The organism is Variovorax davisae (genome assembly GCF_030316845.1).
Classification (GTDB): Bacteria; Pseudomonadota; Gammaproteobacteria; order Burkholderiales; family Burkholderiaceae_C; genus Variovorax; species Variovorax davisae.
On the sequence record NZ_JASZYS010000012.1, the window covers coordinates 192,610 to 210,278 of the forward strand.

The 17,669-nt window shown below is 67.4% G+C and carries 16 protein-coding genes; all 16 read left to right on the top strand.

Annotation, left to right across the window (positions count from 1 at the left end):
* The first annotated feature begins 94 nt into the window (after nt 1–94).
* The 16 genes from QTI33_RS25470 (at nt 95) to QTI33_RS25545 (ending at nt 17,620) form a co-directional block, all read left to right on the top strand.
* A complete protein-coding gene (locus QTI33_RS25470) occupies nt 95–1,333 on the top strand; it encodes a branched-chain amino acid ABC transporter substrate-binding protein (RefSeq protein ID WP_286509145.1) in 1,239 nt (412 codons plus the stop codon).
* Between the two features lie 81 nt (nt 1,334–1,414).
* Nucleotides 1,415–2,368, top strand: a complete 954-nt coding sequence (locus tag QTI33_RS25475; protein ID WP_286509146.1) for a branched-chain amino acid ABC transporter permease — start codon at nt 1,415–1,417, stop codon at nt 2,366–2,368.
* Between the two features lie 4 nt (nt 2,369–2,372).
* Complete coding sequence (locus QTI33_RS25480; RefSeq protein WP_286509147.1) at nt 2,373–3,671, top strand: branched-chain amino acid ABC transporter permease; 1,299 nt, start codon at nt 2,373–2,375, stop codon at nt 3,669–3,671.
* Nucleotides 3,668–4,438 (top strand): ABC transporter ATP-binding protein, encoded by a 771-nt coding sequence (locus QTI33_RS25485; protein ID WP_286509148.1) that lies wholly within the window; start codon nt 3,668–3,670, stop codon nt 4,436–4,438. Before QTI33_RS25480 ends, QTI33_RS25485 begins: the two co-directional genes overlap by 4 nt.
* A gap of 1 nt (nt 4,439) precedes the next feature.
* Nucleotides 4,440–5,135, top strand: coding sequence for an ABC transporter ATP-binding protein (locus QTI33_RS25490; protein ID WP_286509149.1), 696 nt, complete (start codon nt 4,440–4,442; stop codon nt 5,133–5,135).
* 178 nt (nt 5,136–5,313) lie between these two features.
* Nucleotides 5,314–7,419: a 3-hydroxyacyl-CoA dehydrogenase NAD-binding domain-containing protein gene (locus QTI33_RS25495; protein WP_286509150.1), complete on the top strand. Its 2,106-nt coding sequence runs from the start codon at nt 5,314–5,316 to the stop codon at nt 7,417–7,419.
* Between the two features lie 19 nt (nt 7,420–7,438).
* Nucleotides 7,439–8,908, top strand: a complete 1,470-nt coding sequence (locus tag QTI33_RS25500; protein ID WP_286509151.1) for a M20 family peptidase — start codon at nt 7,439–7,441, stop codon at nt 8,906–8,908.
* A gap of 31 nt (nt 8,909–8,939) precedes the next feature.
* A complete protein-coding gene (locus QTI33_RS25505; protein ID WP_286509152.1) occupies nt 8,940–10,115 on the top strand; it encodes an acetyl-CoA C-acyltransferase in 1,176 nt (391 codons plus the stop codon).
* A gap of 233 nt (nt 10,116–10,348) precedes the next feature.
* Complete coding sequence (locus tag QTI33_RS25510) at nt 10,349–12,181, top strand: acyl-CoA dehydrogenase (protein ID WP_286509153.1); 1,833 nt, start codon at nt 10,349–10,351, stop codon at nt 12,179–12,181.
* Nucleotides 12,181–12,402, top strand: a complete 222-nt coding sequence (locus QTI33_RS25515; RefSeq protein ID WP_286509154.1) for a hypothetical protein — start codon at nt 12,181–12,183, stop codon at nt 12,400–12,402. Before QTI33_RS25510 ends, QTI33_RS25515 begins: the two co-directional genes overlap by 1 nt.
* Entirely contained in the window at nt 12,399–12,713 is a 315-nt protein-coding gene (locus tag QTI33_RS25520; RefSeq protein ID WP_286509155.1) for a Dabb family protein, read from the top strand. Before QTI33_RS25515 ends, QTI33_RS25520 begins: the two co-directional genes overlap by 4 nt.
* Complete coding sequence (locus tag QTI33_RS25525; RefSeq protein ID WP_286509156.1) at nt 12,700–13,494, top strand: SDR family oxidoreductase; 795 nt, start codon at nt 12,700–12,702, stop codon at nt 13,492–13,494. The genes QTI33_RS25520 and QTI33_RS25525 overlap by 14 nt, the downstream gene beginning before the upstream one ends.
* Before the next feature lies 1 nt (nt 13,495).
* Nucleotides 13,496–13,957, top strand: coding sequence for a PaaI family thioesterase (locus tag QTI33_RS25530; protein ID WP_286509157.1), 462 nt, complete (start codon nt 13,496–13,498; stop codon nt 13,955–13,957).
* Between the two features lie 22 nt (nt 13,958–13,979).
* Nucleotides 13,980–14,996: an NADP-dependent oxidoreductase gene (locus tag QTI33_RS25535; protein WP_286509158.1), complete on the top strand. Its 1,017-nt coding sequence runs from the start codon at nt 13,980–13,982 to the stop codon at nt 14,994–14,996.
* 22 nt (nt 14,997–15,018) lie between these two features.
* Nucleotides 15,019–16,659, top strand: coding sequence for an isovaleryl-CoA dehydrogenase (locus QTI33_RS25540; RefSeq protein ID WP_286509159.1), 1,641 nt, complete (start codon nt 15,019–15,021; stop codon nt 16,657–16,659).
* Between the two features lie 22 nt (nt 16,660–16,681).
* A complete protein-coding gene (locus QTI33_RS25545; protein WP_286509160.1) occupies nt 16,682–17,620 on the top strand; it encodes a glutathione S-transferase family protein in 939 nt (312 codons plus the stop codon).
* Nucleotides 17,621–17,669: the final 49 nt, after the last annotated feature.

Here is a 17,669-nt window from a genome sequence, read left to right on the forward strand (position 1 = left end):
GCAGCCTCCTTCTTACGGGCATTCCCTGACGGGCGGGTCCCCAAAGACTTGTAATCTCGCCCAGCCCTGACAGCTTGACCCTAGGAGACCCAGAATGAAATTCGCTCTGAAAATCGCCACCGCCGCCATCCTCGTCGCCAGCGCCACCGGCGCCTTCGCCCAGAAGGGCGAGACCGTGAAGATCGCCTGGCTCGATCCGCTGTCGGGCCTGATGGCAGCCGTCGGCACCAACCAGCTCAAGACCTTCCAGTTCCTGTCCGACGAGTTCAACAAGAAGAACGCAGCAGGGGTCAAGTTCGAGATCATCGGCATCGACAACAAGCTGAGCCCGCAGGAAACCACCAGCGCCCTGCGCTCGGCCATGGACCAGGGTGCGCGCTACGTGGTGCAGGGCAATGGCTCCGGCGCCGCGCTCGCGATCATCGATGCGCTCGAGAAGAACAACGCCCGCAACCCGGGCAAGGAAGTGCTCTACCTGAACTACGCGGCGGTCGACCCCGACCTGACCAACAGCAAGTGCAGCTACTGGCACTTCCGCCTCGACGCCGACACCTCCATGAAGATGGAAGCGCTGACCACCTTCATGAAGGAGCAGCCGGACGTCAAGAAGGTCTACCTGCTGAACCAGAACTACTCGCACGGCGTGCAGGTGGCCAAGTTCGCCAAGGAGAACCTGGCGCGCAAGCGCCCCGACGTCCAGATCGTCGGCGAAGACCTGCACCCGCTGGCGCAGGTGCGCGACTTCGCGCCGTACATCGCCAAGATCAAGGCCTCGGGCGCCGACACCGTGATCACGGGCAACTGGGGCTCCGACCTCGCGCTGCTCATCAAGGCGGCCAACGACGCAGGCCTCAACAACGTCAAGTTCTATACCTACTACGGCACCGTGAGCGGCACGCCGACCGCGATGGGTGCGGCTTCGGCCGGCAAGGTCTTCCAGGTTGCCTACGGCCACTACAACATGGGCGGCGAGATGCAGCGCCTGGCCGTCGAGTTCAACAAGAAGTTCAAGGAAGACCTCTACACCTCGGCGGCCTACACCTCGCTGCAGATGCTGGTCGACGGCTTCGTCAAGGCCAAGTCGACCGACCCGGTCAAGGTGGCGGCGGCGCTGGAGGGCATGCGCTTCAAGAGCTTCAACGGCGACGTCGAGATGCGCAAGACCGACCACCAGCTGCAGCAGGGCCTGTACGTGTCGAAGTGGGAGAAGGCCGGCGGCAAGTTCCCGATCGACTCCGAGAACACGGGCTACACCTTCGTGCCGGTCAAGTACTACGAGCCCTACGTGGCCAGCACGCCGACCACCTGCGAGATGAAGCGGCCCAGCCCCTGAGGCTGTGATCCGCTCCTGACCGGTCGAGGCCCGACTTCAACACTCGGGCCTTTTTCTTTTCCCTTGCGACCCCGAGGACCGATGAACGTCGAATTTTTCGTCATCTCGCTGCTCAACGGCGTGAGCTACGGCTTGCTGTTGTTCATGCTGAGCTCTGGCCTGACGCTGATCTTCAGCATGATGGGTGTGCTCAATTTCGCGCACACCAGCTTCTACATGCTGGGGGCCTACGTGGCCTACACGCTCTCCGGCATCATCGGCTTCTGGCCCGCGCTGTTCATCGCGCCGCTGCTGGTCGGCGCCCTGGGCGCCGCCTTCGAGCGCTACAGCCTGCGCCGCGTCCACAAGTTCGGCCACGTGCCCGAACTGCTGGTGACCTTCGGCCTCTCGTTCCTGATCCTCGAAGTGGTGCAGCTCGTCTGGGGCCGCTCCACCGTGCCCTACGCACTGCCGACGCAGCTGCAAGGGCCGCTGTTCACGCTGTTCGGCACCCAGTTCCCCAAGTCGCGCTCCTTCATCATGCTGGTGGCGCTGCTGATGCTGCTGTCGGTGTGGCTGCTGCTCACGCGCACCCGCATCGGCCTGGTGATCCAGGCCGCGCTCAAGCATCCTGAAATGGTGGAGGCGCTCGGCCACAACGTGCCGCGCGTCTTCATGCTGGTGTTCGGCGGCGGCGCCGCGCTGGCCGCGCTGGCCGGCGTGGTCGGCGGCAACACCTATGTCACCGAGCCGGCCATGGCCGCGTCGGTGGGCTCGATCATCTTCGTGGTGGTGGTGGTCGGCGGGCTGGGCTCGCTGGCCGGCGCCTTCCTGGCGTCGCTTCTGATCGGCATCGTCCAGACCTTCGCGGTGGCGATGGACCAGTCGATGGCCAGCGGCCTGCAGGCGCTGGGCGTGGCGGTGAACGAAGGCACCTTCGGCTACCCATTGCTCAAGCTCACCATCTCGCAGGTGGCGCCGATCCTGCCCTATCTCTTCCTGGTCCTGATCCTGATCTTCAGGCCCAAGGGCCTGCTCGGCACGCGCGAAGACTGATCCGATGACGAATACGCAGTACTACCGCTTCAAGCCCCTGAACCTCGGGCGCTTCTTCATCTGGTCGCTGTTCGCGATCGTCCTGATCGTCGCGCCGATGGTCTTCAAGACCAGCCTGGCGCTGACGATGCTCTCGCAGATGGGCTATCTCATCATCATCTGCCTGAGCTACAACATCCTGCTCGGGCAGGGCGGCATGCTGAGCTTCGGGCATGCGGTCTACGTCGGGCTCGGCTCCTTCATCGCGATCCATGCGATGAATTTCGCGAGCAAGGGCGGCTGGCCGATCCCGCTGGTGCTGATCCCTGTGGTGGGCGGGCTGGCCGGCATGTTCTTCGCGATCATCCTGGGCTTCGTCACGACCAAGAAGTCGGGCACCACCTTCGCGATGATCACGCTGGGCATCGGCGAGCTGGTGGCGTCCATGGCGCTGATGTTCCCGGGCTTCTTCGGCGGCGAGGGCGGCATCACGACCGACCGCGTCTACGGCCGGCCTTTCTTCGGCATCACCTTCGGGCCGCAAATCCAGGTCTACTACCTGATCGCCGTCTACTGCTTCGTCTGCACCGCGCTGATGTACGCCTTCACCGGCACGCCGCTCGGCCGCATCCTGAACGCGGTGCGCGACAACCCGGAGCGGGTCGAGTTCATCGGCTACAACACGCAGCGGGTGCGCTACTTCGCCTTCATCATCGCCGGCTTCTTCGCCGGCGTGGGCGGCGGCCTGGCGGCGATCAATTTCGAGATCGTCAACGCGGCCGACAGCCTGAATGCGCTGCGCTCGGGCAGCTACCTGCTGTTCACCTTCCTGGGCGGCGCGATCTTCTTCTTCGGACCGATCATCGGCGCCGTGCTGCTGGTCTTCGCGGCGGTGCTGCTGTCGGAGCTCTCCAAGGCCTGGCAGCTCTATTTCGGGCTGGTCTTCGTCTTCATGGTGATGTTCGCGCCGGGCGGCATCGCCAGCCTGGTGATGATGAATCTCCGGGTCGCCAAGTTCGGCAAGTTCAAGCAGTTCTGGCCGCTCTACGGCGGCCTGCTGGTGGCGATCATCCCGGTGGTGATCGGCGCCGCCGCCCTCATCGAAATGATCTATCACATCCAGCTCAACTCGGCCCTGGGGCCGAACCTGCCGTTCATGGGCGTTTCGCTCGACACCTCGGGCGTGGCCAGCTGGTTCGGTGCGTCGCTGATCATGGTCGTCGGACTCGTCGCGCTCGAGTTCGTGCGGCGGCGCTTCGTGCGGGCCTGGGGCACCGCGCAGGAGCAGATCGAGGCCGAGATCAAGCGCAGGGAGCTCGCATGACCCACGCCCTGGAACTCAAGTCGCTGCGCAAGAACTTCGGCAAGACCGAGATCATCCGCGGCGTCGACCTGGCGGTCGAGGCCGGCGAACGGATCGCCATCATCGGCCCGAACGGCGCCGGCAAGTCGACGCTGTTCAACCTGATCAGCGGACGGCTCGCGCCCAGCAGCGGCGAGGTCCTGCTCGACGGCCAGCGCATCGACGGCAAGAAGCCCTTCGAGATCAACCGGCTGGGCCTGTCGCGCAGCTTCCAGATCACCAACATCTTCCCGAAGCTCAGCGTCTTCGAGAACCTGCGCTGCGGGGTGCTGTGGAGCCTGGGCTACCGCTACAGCTTCCTGCGCTTCCTGTCGAACCTGCACGATGCCAACGCCCGCACCGAGGAGCTGATCCACCAGGTCGGCCTCGACCGCAAGCGCGACGTGCAGGCCGTGAACCTCACCTATGCCGAGCAGCGGGCGCTGGAAATCGGCGTCACGATCGCCGGCGGCGCCAAGGTCATCCTGCTGGACGAACCGACCGCCGGCATGAGCAAGACCGAGACCTCGCACTTCATCGCGCTGATCAAGCAGGTGACGGTCGGCAAGACCCTGCTCACCGTGGAGCACGACATGGGCGTGGTGTTCGGCCTGGCCGACAAGATCGCGGTGGTGGTCTACGGCGAGGTGATCGCCTTCGACACGCCGGCCGCGGTGCGCGCCAATGCGCGCGTGCAGGAGGCCTACCTGGGTTCCTCGGTCGCCGATGCGCAGGGCGGAGCACACTGAGATGCTGAAACTCCAAGACATCCACGCCTATTACGGCAAGAGCCATGTGTTGCATGGTGTTTCGTTCGACGTCGGCCCCGGCGAGATCGTCGCGCTGCTGGGCCGCAACGGCTCCGGCCGCTCGACCACCGCCAAGGCGATCATGGGCCTGGTGCATGCCGAAGGCACGCTGCGCTGGAAGGACAAGGACATCCTGCGCAAGAAGGCCTACGAGGTGGCGCACCTGGGCATCGGCTACGTGCCCGAGAACCGCGACATCTTTCCCAAGCTCACGGTGCACCAGAACCTGCTGCTGGGCCAGAAGGGCAAGGGAAAGGGCAGCCGCTGGTCCTTCGACGACATGTACGGCATGTTCCCGCGGCTCAAGGAGCGCCAGCACACCGAGGCCGGCGTGCTGTCGGGCGGCGAGCAGCAGATGCTGACCCTGTGCCGCACGCTGATGGGCGACCCGGACCTGATCATCATCGACGAGCCGACCGAGGGCCTGGCGCCGAAGATCGTCGAACTGGTCGGCCAGTACCTGCGCACCCTCAAGGACAAGGGCATCTCGGTGCTGCTGATCGAGCAGAAGCTGACCATCGCGATGCAGATCTCCGACCGGGCGCTGGTCATGGGGCACGGCAGCATCGTGTTCGACGGCACGCCCGACAGCCTCAGGGCCGATGCCACTACCCGGAAGGAATGGCTGGAGGTTTAATCTCCTGCCGACCCTTGTCTCGGCAGCGACTTGGCCGGGTTGCCCGGTCACTCGAAACGCCTAGAATTCGGTAAAAAAAGAACACTCGTGCTTTTTATGTGCGGGGGCAGGGCGTCCAAGTGGCGCCGTGCCCTCGAACCCGTTTTTTCGATCCTCTCCCATCCCAAAGGAACGCAGCATGACGGCTGAATACAAAGTGCTCGGCGACGTCGCCGTGATCACGCTGAACAACCCCCCGGTCAACGGCCTCGGCTTCTCGACCCGGGTCGGCATCACCGACGGGCTTTCCAAGGCCATCGACGACCCGGCCGTCAAGGCGATCGTCATCACCGGCGAGGGCAAGGCCTTTTCGGGCGGCGCCGACATCAAGGAATTCGGCACGCCCAAGGCGCTGCAAGAGCCCAACCTGCTGAGCGTCATCCTGGCGCTCGAAGCTTCGACCAAGCCGATCGTCGCGGCGATCCATTCGGTCTGCATGGGCGGCGGCCTTGAACTGGCCCTGGGCTGCCACTACCGCGTGGCGGCGCCCGGCACCAGCGTCGCGCTGCCCGAGGTCAAGCTGGGCCTGCTGCCCGGCGCCGGCGGCACGCAGCGGCTGCCGCGCGTGCTGGGCGTGGAGACCGCGCTCAACATGATCGTCAGCGGCGAGGCCGTCAAGAGCGAACTGCTGGCGTCGATGCCCGGCCAGAAGCTGTTCGACAAGCTCTCGGGATCGGCCGAGTCGCTGTTCGACGAAGCGCTCGAACTCGCCAGGTCCGTGGCCGGCAAGACCGGCGATGCGCTGCCGCTGGTGCGCAACCTGCCGTGCAAGCACCCGCAGGGCGACGCCTACTTCCAGTTCGCCAAGAACATGGTCGGCGGCATGTCGAAGAACTACCCGGCGCCGCTCAAGTGCGTCGATGCCGTGCAGGCCGCGACCAAGCTGAAGTTCGACGAAGGCATGGCCGAGGAACGCCGCCTCTTCACCGCGCTGATGTTCACGCCCGAATCGTTGGCGCTGCGCCATCTGTTCATGGCCGAGCGCGCGGCATCGCGCATTCCCGACGTGGCCGACGACACGCCGCAGCGCGCCATCAAGGCGGTCGGCGTGATCGGCGCCGGCACCATGGGCGGCGGCATCTCGATGAACTTCCTGAACGCCGGCATCCCGGTCAAGATCCTCGAGATGAAGCAGGAAGCGCTCGACCGCGGCGTCGCCACCATCAAGAAGAACTACGAAGCCCAGGTCAAGAAGGGCAAGCTCAAGCAGGACAAGTACGAGCAGCGCATGGCGCTCTTGAGCACCACGCTGAGCTACGACGACCTGAAGGACGTCGACCTGGTCATCGAGGCCGTGTTCGAGGAACTCGGTGTCAAGGAAGCGGTGTTCAAGGAACTCGACCGCGTCGCCAAGCCCGGCGCCATCCTGGCGTCCAACACCTCGACCCTCGACGTCGACAAGATCGCCGCCTTCACGAAGCGTCCGCAGGACGTGGTCGGCATGCACTTCTTCAGCCCGGCCAACGTGATGAAGCTGCTCGAAGTGGTGCGCGGCAAAGAGACCGCCAAGGACGTGCTGGCCACGGTGATGTCGCTGGCCAAGAAGATCAAGAAGACCGCGGTGGTCTCGGGCGTCTGCGACGGCTTCATCGGCAACCGCATGATCGAGCAGTACTCGCGCCAGGCCGGCTTCCTGCTGGATGAAGGCGCGACGCCGCAGCAGGTCGACCGCGCGGTCGAGAAGTTCGGCTTCGCGATGGGCCCGTTCCGCATGGGCGACCTGGCCGGCAACGACATCGGCTGGGCCATCCGCAAGCGCCGCGCGACCGAGATCGCCGACATGAAGTACAGCCGCACGGCCGACAAGCTCTGCGAGCTGGGCCGCTTCGGCCAGAAGACCGGGGCAGGGTGGTACGACTACCAGGCCGGCAAGCGCGATGCGATCCCGTCCGAGCTGGTCAACAAGATGATCGAAGACCACCGCAAGGAAATCGGCATCACGCCGCGCAAGATCTCCGACGAGGAGATCGTCCAGCGCCTGGTGTATTCGCTCGTCAACGAAGGCGCGCACATCCTCGAGGACGGCATCGCCTCGAAGTCGGGCGACATCGACATGGTCTACCTGACCGGCTACGGCTTTCCGATCTGGCGCGGCGGCCCGATGCACTATGCGTCGCAGGTCGGCCTCTTCAACGTGGCCGAGTCGATGAAGCGCTTCGCGAAGAATCCGCACGACGACGCGAGCTTCTGGCAGCCGGCCGGGCTGATCCAGAAGCTGGTGGCCGAAGGCAAGAACTTCAGCTGACGACGGAAGGCGACCGCTCATGGTGAAACGTGTATTCCTGGCGTTGCTGCTGGTGCTGGTGGTGCTGGCGGCAGCCGTGGCGGTCAATACCTGGCGCACGCCCTCGCGGCAAGTCGCTGTGGCGCCGGCGCCGAAGCTCGCGATCGACGTGCAGGCGGCCGCCAGGCGGCTGGCCGGCGCGATCCCGTTCCGCACGGTGTCCAGCCTCGACAACCCGAGCGGCAACGACGCCGAGTTCGACAAGCTGCATGCCTACCTGGCCGAGCAGTTCCCGAAGGTCCACGCCACCCTCAAGAAAGAGGTGGTGGGCCAGAAGGCGCTGCTCTACACCTGGGCCGGCAGCGACCCTGCCGCCAAGCCGATCGCGCTGATGGCGCACCAGGACATGGTGCCGATCGCGCCGGGCACCGAGAAGGCCTGGTCGGTCGACCCCTTCAGCGGCGCCATCCAGGACGGCTTCGTCTGGGGCCGCGGCACGCTCGACAACAAGGGCAACCTGTTCGCGCAGATGGAGGCCATCGAGCTGCTGATCGGCCAGGGCTTCAAGCCCACGCAGACGGTCTACCTCGTGATGGGCGACGACGAGGAGGTCAGCGGCCTGCGCGGCGCGCTGTCGATCGCCGAACTGCTCAAGTCGCGCGGCGTGCGCCTCGACTGGGTGCTCGACGAAGGCCTGCTGGTGCTGGACGGCGTGCTGCCCGGGCTGTCGAAGCCGGCGGCGCTGATCGGCCTGGCCGAAAAGGGCTACGGCACCTTCTTCCTCTCGCTCGACACCGCCCCCGGCCACTCGTCGATGCCGCCGCAGCACAGCGCGATCGGCCGCATGAGTGCCGCTTTGGCGCGGCTGGAGGCCCATCAGATGGCCGGTGGCATCCAGGGCGTGGCGGCGCAGATGTTCGGCACGCTGGCGCCCGAGATGGGCGGCCTCAACCGCGTGCTGCTGTCCAACCTGTGGCTCACCGGACCGCTGGTCCAGGGCCAGCTCGAGAAGAGCCCGAGCAGCAACGCGATGCTGCGCACCACCACCGCGCTGACCATCGTGCGCGCCGGCAACAAGGACAACGTGCTGCCGGGGCGGGCCGAGGCGGCGGTCAATTTCCGCATCCTGCCGGGCGACAGCATCGACAGCGTCGAGAAGCACCTGAAGAACGCGCTCGGCGACGACGCGATCCAGGTCAAGCGCTATCCGGGCAACTCCGAGCCGTCGCCGGTGTCGCCGACCGACAGCACGGGCTATCGCTCGATCGAGCTCGCGGTGCGCCAGAGCTTTCCCGATGCGGTGGTGGCGCCGGGCCTCATGACGGCGGCCACCGATTCGCGTCACTTCAGCCTGATCAGCGACGCGGTCTATCGCTTCTCGCCCTTCCGCGTCAAGGCCGAGGACCTGCCGCGCTTTCACGGCAACAACGAACGCCTCTCGATCTCGAACTACGGCGAGATGATCCAGTTCTATCAGCAGCTGCTGCTCAACACGGCGCAGCCCCAGTAATCGCCATTCCTCTTTCTCAAAGGACCTCACCATGACCCGCGCCGTCATCGTCTCCACCGCCCGCACGCCGCTCGCCAAGAGCTGGAAGGGTGCCTTCAACATGACGCACGGCGCCACGCTCGGCGGCCACGCGGTGCAGCACGCGGTGCAGCGCGCCGGCATCGATCTGGCCTCGGTCGACGACGTGATCATGGGCTGCGCGACCCCCGAAGGCGCCACCGGCTCGAACATCGCGCGCCAGATCGCGCTGCGCGCCGGCCTGCCGATCACCACTTCGGGCATGACCATCAACCGCTTCTGCTCCTCGGGCCTGCAGACCATCGCCACCGCCGCCCAGCGCATCATCGCGGGCGAGGGCGAGGTCTACGTCGCCGGCGGCGTCGAGAGCATCTCGTGCGTGCAGAACGAGGCCAACAAGCACATGCTGGCCGACCCCTGGCTGGTCAAGCACAAGCCCGAGATCTACTGGAACATGCTGCAGACCGCCGAGCAGGTCGCCAAGCGCTACAACATCGGCCGCGACGCCATGGACGAGTACGGCGCCGCCAGCCAGCAGAAGGCCACCGCCGCGCTGGAAGCCGGCCGCTTCAAGGACGAGATCGCACCGATCACCGTGCTGGCCGGCGTGGCCGATGCCGTGCTGGGCCTGCGCACCAAGGAAGTCACGATCGAGAACGACGAGGGCATCCGCGCCGGCACCACCAAGGAAGGCATCAGTGGCATCCGTCCGGCGATCCCCGGCGGCCTGATCTCGGCCGGCAATGCCAGCCAGTTCTCCGACGGCGGCGGCGCCTGCGTGCTGGTCGACGAAAAGTACGCCGAGCAGAAGGGCCTGAAGCCGCTGGGCCGCTTCCTCGGCTTCGCGGTCGCCGGCTGCGAGCCCGACGAAATGGGCATCGGTCCGGTGTTCGCGATCCCGAAGGTGCTGAACCGCCTGGGCCTCAAGGTGAGCGACATCGACCTCTGGGAGCTCAACGAAGCGTTCGCGGTGCAGGTGATCTACTGCCGCGACAAGCTCGGCATCCCGGCCGACCGGCTCAACGTCGACGGCGGCGCGATCGCGGTCGGCCACCCCTACGGCGTCAGCGGCCAGCGCCTCACCGGCCACGCGCTGATCGAAGGCAAGCGCCGCGGCGCCAAGAAGGTCGTGGTCACGATGTGCATCGGCGGCGGCATGGGCGCGGCCGGCGTGTTCGAAGTCCTCTGACGCGAGAGCGCCATGCGCCGCCTGGCGATCGGCGATCGGCAAGCAGCTGATCGCCGGCGTTCGGGCGGCGGATGGCGTGCGCGCGCGGGCAGGTCCGTACCTGCGAGATCGGCGCGGTCAACGACGGCGAGACAAGCCCTGCGCGCTCGCCCAGGGCACCATTGCACGGCTGCCATCGGCATCGCTTGCTGCGGCAGAATCGAATTCCAACCCCTAGCCCAGCGATCCTCTCCATGAGCCTTCGTCCCACCCTCGACTTCCTTCTCTACGACTGGCTGCATGCCGAGACGCTCAACGAGCGCGAGCGCTTCGCCGACCATTCGCGCGAGACCTTCGATGCCGTGCTCGACACCTGCGAGCGCATCGCGCGCGAGAAGTACGCGCCGAGCAACCGCATCGTCGACACCCAGGAGCCGCACTTCGACGGCGAGCGCGTGATCCTGCCGCAGGCCACCCATGATGCCCACAAGGCCTTCGTCGAATCCGGCATGCTGAGCGCCGCCCAGGACTACGACATCGGCGGCATGCAACTGCCCTACACCCTGTCGGCGGCAGCCAACAGCTTCTTCGCCATGGCCTCGGTCAGCATCGGCTCGAACATGCTCACCAGCGGCAACGCCAACCTGCTGATGGTGCACGGCACCGAGATGCAGAAGGAGGTCTTCGCCAAGAACGAGTTCGCCGGCCGCTGGTCGGGCACCATGTGCCTGTCGGAGCCGCAGGCCGGCTCCAGCTTGAGCGACGTCGCCACCCGCGCCGTGCCCGACGGCCCCGGCTTCCAGGACGACCCGCTGGGGCCGCGCTATCGCCTCACCGGCAACAAGATGTGGATCTCGGCCGGCGATCACGAGCTGACCGAGAACATCGTGCACATCGTGCTGGCCAAGATTCCCGACGAGAACGGCAAGCTGGTTCCCGGCACGCGCGGCATCTCGCTGTTCATCGTGCCCAAGAAGATGGTCGGCACCGACGGCCAACTGACCGGCGAGCGCAACGACGTGGCGCTGGCCGGCCTCAACCACAAGCTCGGCTGGCGCGGCACCACCAACACGCTGCTCAACTTCGGCGAGGGCAAGTTCCCGGTCGGCGGCAAGGCCGGCGCGGTGGGCTACCTGGTGGGTCAGCCCGGCAAGGGCCTGCACTGCATGTTCCACATGATGAACGAGGCGCGCATCGGCGTCGGCACGGCCGCGACCATGCTCGGCATGGCGGGCTACCTCGCCTCGCTCGACTACGCCAGGAACCGGCCGCAGGGCCGGCCCGCGGGCCCGGCCGGCAAGGACGCGGCCAAGCCCCAGGTCCGGATCATCGAGCACGCCGACGTGCGGCGCATGCTGCTGGCCCAGAAGGCGTACTGCGAGGGCGCCCTGGCGCTGGAGCTCTATTGCGCGCGGCTGGTCGACGAGCAGAAGACCGGCGACGCACAGGCGGCCGACGACGCGCGGCTGCTGCTGGAGGTGCTGACCCCGATCGCCAAGAGCTGGCCCAGCGAATGGTGCCTGGAAGCCAATTCGCTGGCGATCCAGGTCCATGGCGGCTACGGCTACACGCGCGATTTCCCGGTCGAGCAGTACTGGCGCGACAACCGGCTCAACATGATCCACGAAGGCACCCACGGCATCCAGGCGGCCGACCTGCTCGGGCGCAAGGTGCTGATGGAAGACGGGCGCGGCCTGCAGCTGCTGGCCGGCCGTGTCGGCGAGACCATCGCGCGCGCCGCCGTGGTGCCGGCACTGGCCGACCACGCCAAGGCGCTCGGCGAGGCGCTCGCGCGCATCGGCTCGGCCACCCGGGCCGCCTGGGCCACCGGCAACCCGCAGGAGGCGCTGGCCAACGCGGTGCCCTACATGCAGGCCTTCGGCCACGTGGTGCTGGCCTGGATCTGGCTCGACGTCGCGCAGCACGCGCTGGCGCGCGACGCCGCCCGGGCCTTGCCGGCCACGGTCGGGCGGCTCGGCGCGGCCGACTTCTTCTTCCACTACGAACTGCCGAAGATCGGTGCCTGGCTCCAGGTGGTCGAGCGCCGCGACCCGACCTGCGCGACCCTGCCCGAGGAGGCTTTCTGATGGCCGGCGTGTCACAGGCGAAGCCGCATGCGACGTTGGAGAAATGGATCTGGATCCTGATCTTCGGCGGTCTCTTCGGCGTGGTCATCGGCATCGCCGTCGGCCGTGCCGACGAAGCGCTGGGCTGGGTCCTGGCCGTGCCCGGCGCGGTGCTGGTGGCCGTCGGCGTGCTGCTCATCTACGTTCGTTCCCGCTACCCGGACGGCAAGGACGCGCCATGATCAAGCACATCGTGATGTGGAAGCTCAAGAACCCCAAGGACGCCGCCGCGTTCAAGGCCCGGCTCGACAGCTGCCAGGGCCTGGTGCCCGGCATGCGCCAGTTCGAGGTCGGCGTGCGCACGCCAGGCCTCGAGGCCAATTGCGACGTGGTGCTGAACTCCGCCTTCGACGACGAGGCCGCGCTGCAGGACTACCTGGAGCACCCGAAGCACGTCGAGGTGTCGGCCGTGCTCGGCAGCCTGCGCGAGTCGCGCAGCGTGCTCGACTATCAAACCCCCCTAATTTCCCGGAGACACCATGACTGCACGTAGCATCCAGAAGCTTTTCGACCTCAGCGGCAAGACCGCGCTGATCACCGGCGGCTCGCGCGGCCTGGGCCTGCAGATGGCCCACGCGCTGGGCGAGGCCGGCGCCCGCATCATGCTGAGCTCGCGCAAGGCCGACGACCTCGAGCAGGCCGCGGCCGAGCTGCAGGCCGCCGGCATCGACACCCGCTGGATCGCGGCCGACTGCTCGAAGGAGGAGGACACCCGCCGCCTCGCCACCGAGACGCTGGAGCGCATGGGCGCGATCGACATCCTGGTCAACAACGCCGGCGCCAGCTGGGGCGCGCCGGCCGAGGACCATCCGGTCGAGGCCTGGGACAAGGTGATGAACCTCAACGTCCGCGGCTACTTCATCCTGGCCCAGCAGGTGGCGCGTGCCTACATGATCCCGAAGAAGGCCGGGCGGATCATCAACATCGCCTCGATCGCCGGCCTCAACGGCAACCCGCCCGAGATGCAGACCATCGCCTACAACACCTCGAAGAGCGCGGTGATCGGCTTCACCCACACGCTGGCCGCCGAATGGGGCAAGTACAACATCAACGTCAACGCGATCTGCCCGGGCTTCTTCATGACCAAGATGGCAGCGGGCCTGATCAAGTCGATCGGCGAGGAGAAGATGGCCTCCCATGCGCCGCTGGGCCGGCTCGGCGACGACGAGGATCTGAAAGGCGTCACGCTGCTGTACGCCAGCGATGCCGGCAAGCACATCACGGGCCAGTGGCTGGCGATCGACGGCGGCGTGAGCGTGGTCCTTGGCGCCTGACATGACCGATTCCGACGACAGCATCAACCTGCGCTCCTACACGGACCGCATTCCGTTCGCGCGCCATCTGGGCTTCGAGATCACGAAGTTCGAGGGCGGCGAATCCGAGCTGCGCTACACCGCCAAGCCCGAGCACCTGAACACCTTCGACGTGACGCACGGCGGCGCCGTCATGACGATGCTCGACATCGCCATGGCCGCCGCCGCGCGCAGCGAGACGCCCGAGATCGGCGTCGTCACGATCGAGATGAAGACCACCTTCATGGCGCCTTCGGTCGGCCCGCTGATCGCGCGCGGCAGCCTGCTGCACCGCACCGCGACGATGGGCTTCACCGAGGCCAAGATCTACGACGCCCAGGAGCGCCTCTGCGCCCATGCCACCGGGACCTTCAAGTACGTGAAGCGCCGCCTGCCCACGGGGCCGGCCAGCGCCAACGCGATGCGCCCGCCTTCGACCGACTGACCCCTTATCCCCGGAGACCTCCATGCCCACCAACAGACAACAGATCCTCGACAACCGCCCCGAAGGCGAAGCCGTCGCCGGCAACTTCAAGCTCGTCAGCACCGAGACACCGGCGCTGAAGGACAACCAGGTGCTGGTGCGCCACCACTACATGAGCCTCGACCCCTACATGCGCGGCCGCATGAACGACGCCAAGAGCTATGCCCAGCCGCAGCCGCTGGGGCAGGTGATGCAGGGCGGCACGGTCGGCGAGGTGGTCGAGAGCCAGCACCCCAAGTACGCCGCGGGCGACAAGGTGGTCGGCTTCGGCGGCTGGCAGGAATACAGCGTGGTCGACGCCTCGCAGCCCGGCGCGCTCAAGAAGGTCGACACCACGCACGTGCCGCTGTCGCACTATCTGGGCGCGGTCGGCATGCCGGGCGTCACGGCCTGGTACGGCCTGGTGAAGATCATCGCGCCGAAGGCCGGCGAGACCGTGGTCATCACCGCCGCCAGCGGCGCCGTCGGCAGCGCCTTCGGTGCGCTGGCCAAGGCCCGCGGCTGCCGCGTGGTCGGCATCGCCGGCGGCCCCGACAAGTGCAAGTACGTCACCGACGAGCTCGGCTTCGACGCCTGCATCGACTACCGCCAGCATCCGGACGTCAAGAGCATGAGCGCGGCCCTGAAGGAAGCCTGCCCGAAGGGCATCGACGGCTACTTCGAGAACGTCGGCGGCTACATCTTCGATGCGGTGCTGCTGCGCACCAACGCCTTCGCCCGCATCGCGCTGTGCGGCATGATCGCGGGCTACGACGGCCAGCCGCTGCCGCTCGCCAACCCGGCGCTGTTCCTGGTCAACCGGCTCAAGCTCGAGGGCTTCATCGTCAGCGAGCACATGGAAGTCTGGCCCGAGGCGCTGGCCGAACTGGGCGCGCTGGTCGCCAGCGGCAAGCTGCGGCCGCGCGAGTCGGTCGCCCAGGGCATCGAGGCGGCGCCCGAGGCCTTCCTCGGCCTGCTGAAGGGCCGGAACTTCGGCAAGCAGCTGGTCAAGCTGATCTGAACGCAGCCACAGGGAGCCGGCCATGGACAGCACGCACGAGGTCTTCAACCAGCCGGCGCCGCTCACCGGCTACAACCTGTTCGATACCAACCGGCCGCTGGCCGACGCGCTGAAGCACAACGCGCCGCAGCTGCAGCTGGATCCGCTGCGCAGCCTCGGCGCCGAGATCGGCAGCATCGGGATGCAGACCCATGCGCGGCTGGCCAACATCCACCCGCCGGTGCTCCACACCCACGACCGCTTCGGCCGCCGCATCGACGAGGTGGAGTTCCACCCGAGCTACCACGCGCTGATGACGGCCGCGGTCGGCGCCGGCCTGCACGGCGCGCCCTGGACGGGCGAATCGCAGTCGCCGCATGTCGAGCGCGCGGCCGGCTTCATGCTGTTCACCGAACTCGAGCCTTCGATGCTGTGCCCGATCTCGATGAGCTACGCCGTCACGCCCGCGTTGCGCAGCAACGGCGGCGTGTACGCCGACTGGGGGCCGAAGCTCGCGAGCCGCTGGTACGACCCGGCGCTCAGGCTGTGGCGCGACAAGCCCGGCCTCACGATGGGCATGGGCATGACCGAAAAGCAGGGCGGCTCGGACGTCCGCGCCAACACCACGCAGGCCGTGCACACCGGCAGCGACGGCTGGGGCGAGCGCTACGCGATCACCGGCCACAAGTGGTTCTTCTCGGCGCCGATGTGCGACGCCTTCCTGATCCTTGCGCAGGCGCCGGCCGGACTGTCGTGCTTCTTCCTGCCGCGCGTGCTGCCCGACGGCAGCCGCAACGAGATCCGCATCCAGCGCCTGAAGGACAAGCTCGGCAACAAGGCCAATGCCAGCTCCGAGGTCGAGTTCCATGGCGCCAGCGCCTGGCTGGTGGGCGAGGAGGGGCGCGGCATTCCGCAGATCCTCGAGATGGGCACCATGACCCGGCTCGATTGCGCGCTCGGCACCAGCGGCCTGATGCGCCAGGCCCTGAGCCTGGCGCTGAACCACACGGCGCAGCGCCAGGCCTTCGGCCGGCCGCTGATCGAACAGCCGCTGATGAAGAACGTGCTGGCCGACCTGGCGCTCGAAAGCGAAGCCGCGACCGCGCTGGCGATCCGCCTGGCGCGCGCCTTCGACCACGCGGGCGACGAACACGAGCGCCTGATGGCCCGGCTGCTGACGCCGGTGGCCAAATTCTGGATCTGCAAGCGCGGCAGCCATTTCGCCCAGGAGGCGATGGAATGCCTGGGCGGCAACGGCTTCGTGGAAGAGGGCGGCGAGGGCGTGATGGCACGCGTGTATCGCGAGATGCCGCTCAATTCGATCTGGGAGGGCGCCGGCAACATCATGGCGCTCGACCTGCTGCGCGGCCTGCGCAAGGGCGATGCGGTCGCCGCGCTGGCGCAGGAACTGGCGCCGGCGCGCGGCAGCGATGCCGCGCTCGACCGGCTGGCCGATGCGCTGCCGGCGCGGATCGAGGCCATGGCGACCGAGGTCGAAGCCCGCCGGCTGGCGCAGGACGTGGCCCTCGCGGTGCAGGCCGCGCTGCTGGTGCAGACCGCGCCGCCGGCCATGGTCGGCGGCTTCTGCGCCTCGCGCCTGGGCGGCGACTGGGGCCATGCCTTCGGCACGCTCGGCGCCGGCGTCGACCTCGATGCGATCATTTCCCGCGCGCGGCCCCAGTGACGGCGCATTCTCGAAAGACCCCATGGCAGACCTGATCCTCCACCACTACGCCACCTCGCCTTTCTCGGAGAAGCTGCGGCTGATCCTCGGCTACAAGAAGCTGGCCTGGAAGTCCGTGATCATTCCGCAGATCGCGCCCAAGCCCGACCTGGTCGCGCTCACCGGCGGCTACCGCCGCACGCCGGTGCTGCAGATTGGCGCCGACATCTACTGCGACACGGCGCTGATCTGCGACGTGCTCGAACACCTGGCGCCGCTGCCGTCGATCTACCCGGAGCCGGGCAAGGGCCTGGCGCGGGTGCTCGCGCAATGGGCCGACAGCACGCTGTTCTGGGCCGCGATGGCCTACAACTTCAGCCCCAAGGGCGCGGCCGACATGTTCGGCAAGGCGCCGCCGGAGCTGGCCAAGGCCTTCACCGAAGACCGCCGCGCGATGAGCGGCAACATGGTGCGGCTGCGGCCGGCGGACGCCGCCGCGGCCTACAAGTCGTACCTGCGGCGGCTGTCCGACATGCTCGACGACACCGACTACCTGCTCGGCGCCTTCCCCACCGTGGCCGACTTCGCCTGCTACCACCCGCTGTGGTTCACGCGCAAGCGCACGCCCTCGATGGCCGGCATCCTGCAATTGACGCCCGCCGTGGGCGACTGGATGGACCGCATGGCGGCCATCGGCCACGGCACGATGCAGGTCTTCGATGCCGCCCGGGCGATCGAGGTGGCGGCCGCGTCGACGCCCCACACGCTGCTGTCCGACAGCACCTTCCAGGACGAGCACGGCCTCGCGCTCGGCACGCCTGTCACGATCGCCGCCGAGAGCTTCGGGCCCGAGACCACCGAGGGCGACCTGGTCGCCGCCACCCGCACCCACTACACGCTGCGGCGCACCGATCCGCGCGCGGGCACGGTGCACGTGCACTTTCCGCGCATCGGGTATGTGTTGAAGGCGCTGTCCCCCTGAGCGGGAAGCACCTTCGCGACTGCGATCGCGCCGGTTTCGTATTTCAATA

Excerpts from the sequence above, each read along its gene's own strand:
- QTI33_RS25470 (WP_286509145.1), top strand. The coding sequence starts at position 95 with ATGAAATTCGCTCTGAAAATCGCCACCGCCGCCATCCTCGTCGCCAGC.
- QTI33_RS25475 (WP_286509146.1), top strand. The coding sequence starts at position 1,415 with ATGAACGTCGAATTTTTCGTCATCTCGCTGCTCAACGGCGTGAGCTAC.
- QTI33_RS25480 (WP_286509147.1), top strand. The coding sequence starts at position 2,373 with ATGACGAATACGCAGTACTACCGCTTCAAGCCCCTGAACCTCGGGCGC.
- QTI33_RS25485 (WP_286509148.1), top strand. The coding sequence starts at position 3,668 with ATGACCCACGCCCTGGAACTCAAGTCGCTGCGCAAGAACTTCGGCAAG.
- QTI33_RS25490 (WP_286509149.1), top strand. The coding sequence starts at position 4,440 with ATGCTGAAACTCCAAGACATCCACGCCTATTACGGCAAGAGCCATGTG.
- QTI33_RS25495 (WP_286509150.1), top strand. The coding sequence starts at position 5,314 with ATGACGGCTGAATACAAAGTGCTCGGCGACGTCGCCGTGATCACGCTG.
- QTI33_RS25500 (WP_286509151.1), top strand. The coding sequence starts at position 7,439 with ATGGTGAAACGTGTATTCCTGGCGTTGCTGCTGGTGCTGGTGGTGCTG.
- QTI33_RS25505 (WP_286509152.1), top strand. The coding sequence starts at position 8,940 with ATGACCCGCGCCGTCATCGTCTCCACCGCCCGCACGCCGCTCGCCAAG.
- QTI33_RS25510 (WP_286509153.1), top strand. The coding sequence starts at position 10,349 with ATGAGCCTTCGTCCCACCCTCGACTTCCTTCTCTACGACTGGCTGCAT.
- QTI33_RS25515 (WP_286509154.1), top strand. The coding sequence starts at position 12,181 with ATGGCCGGCGTGTCACAGGCGAAGCCGCATGCGACGTTGGAGAAATGG.
- QTI33_RS25520 (WP_286509155.1), top strand. The coding sequence starts at position 12,399 with ATGATCAAGCACATCGTGATGTGGAAGCTCAAGAACCCCAAGGACGCC.
- QTI33_RS25525 (WP_286509156.1), top strand. The coding sequence starts at position 12,700 with ATGACTGCACGTAGCATCCAGAAGCTTTTCGACCTCAGCGGCAAGACC.
- QTI33_RS25530 (WP_286509157.1), top strand. The coding sequence starts at position 13,496 with ATGACCGATTCCGACGACAGCATCAACCTGCGCTCCTACACGGACCGC.
- QTI33_RS25535 (WP_286509158.1), top strand. The coding sequence starts at position 13,980 with ATGCCCACCAACAGACAACAGATCCTCGACAACCGCCCCGAAGGCGAA.
- QTI33_RS25540 (WP_286509159.1), top strand. The coding sequence starts at position 15,019 with ATGGACAGCACGCACGAGGTCTTCAACCAGCCGGCGCCGCTCACCGGC.
- QTI33_RS25545 (WP_286509160.1), top strand. The coding sequence starts at position 16,682 with ATGGCAGACCTGATCCTCCACCACTACGCCACCTCGCCTTTCTCGGAG.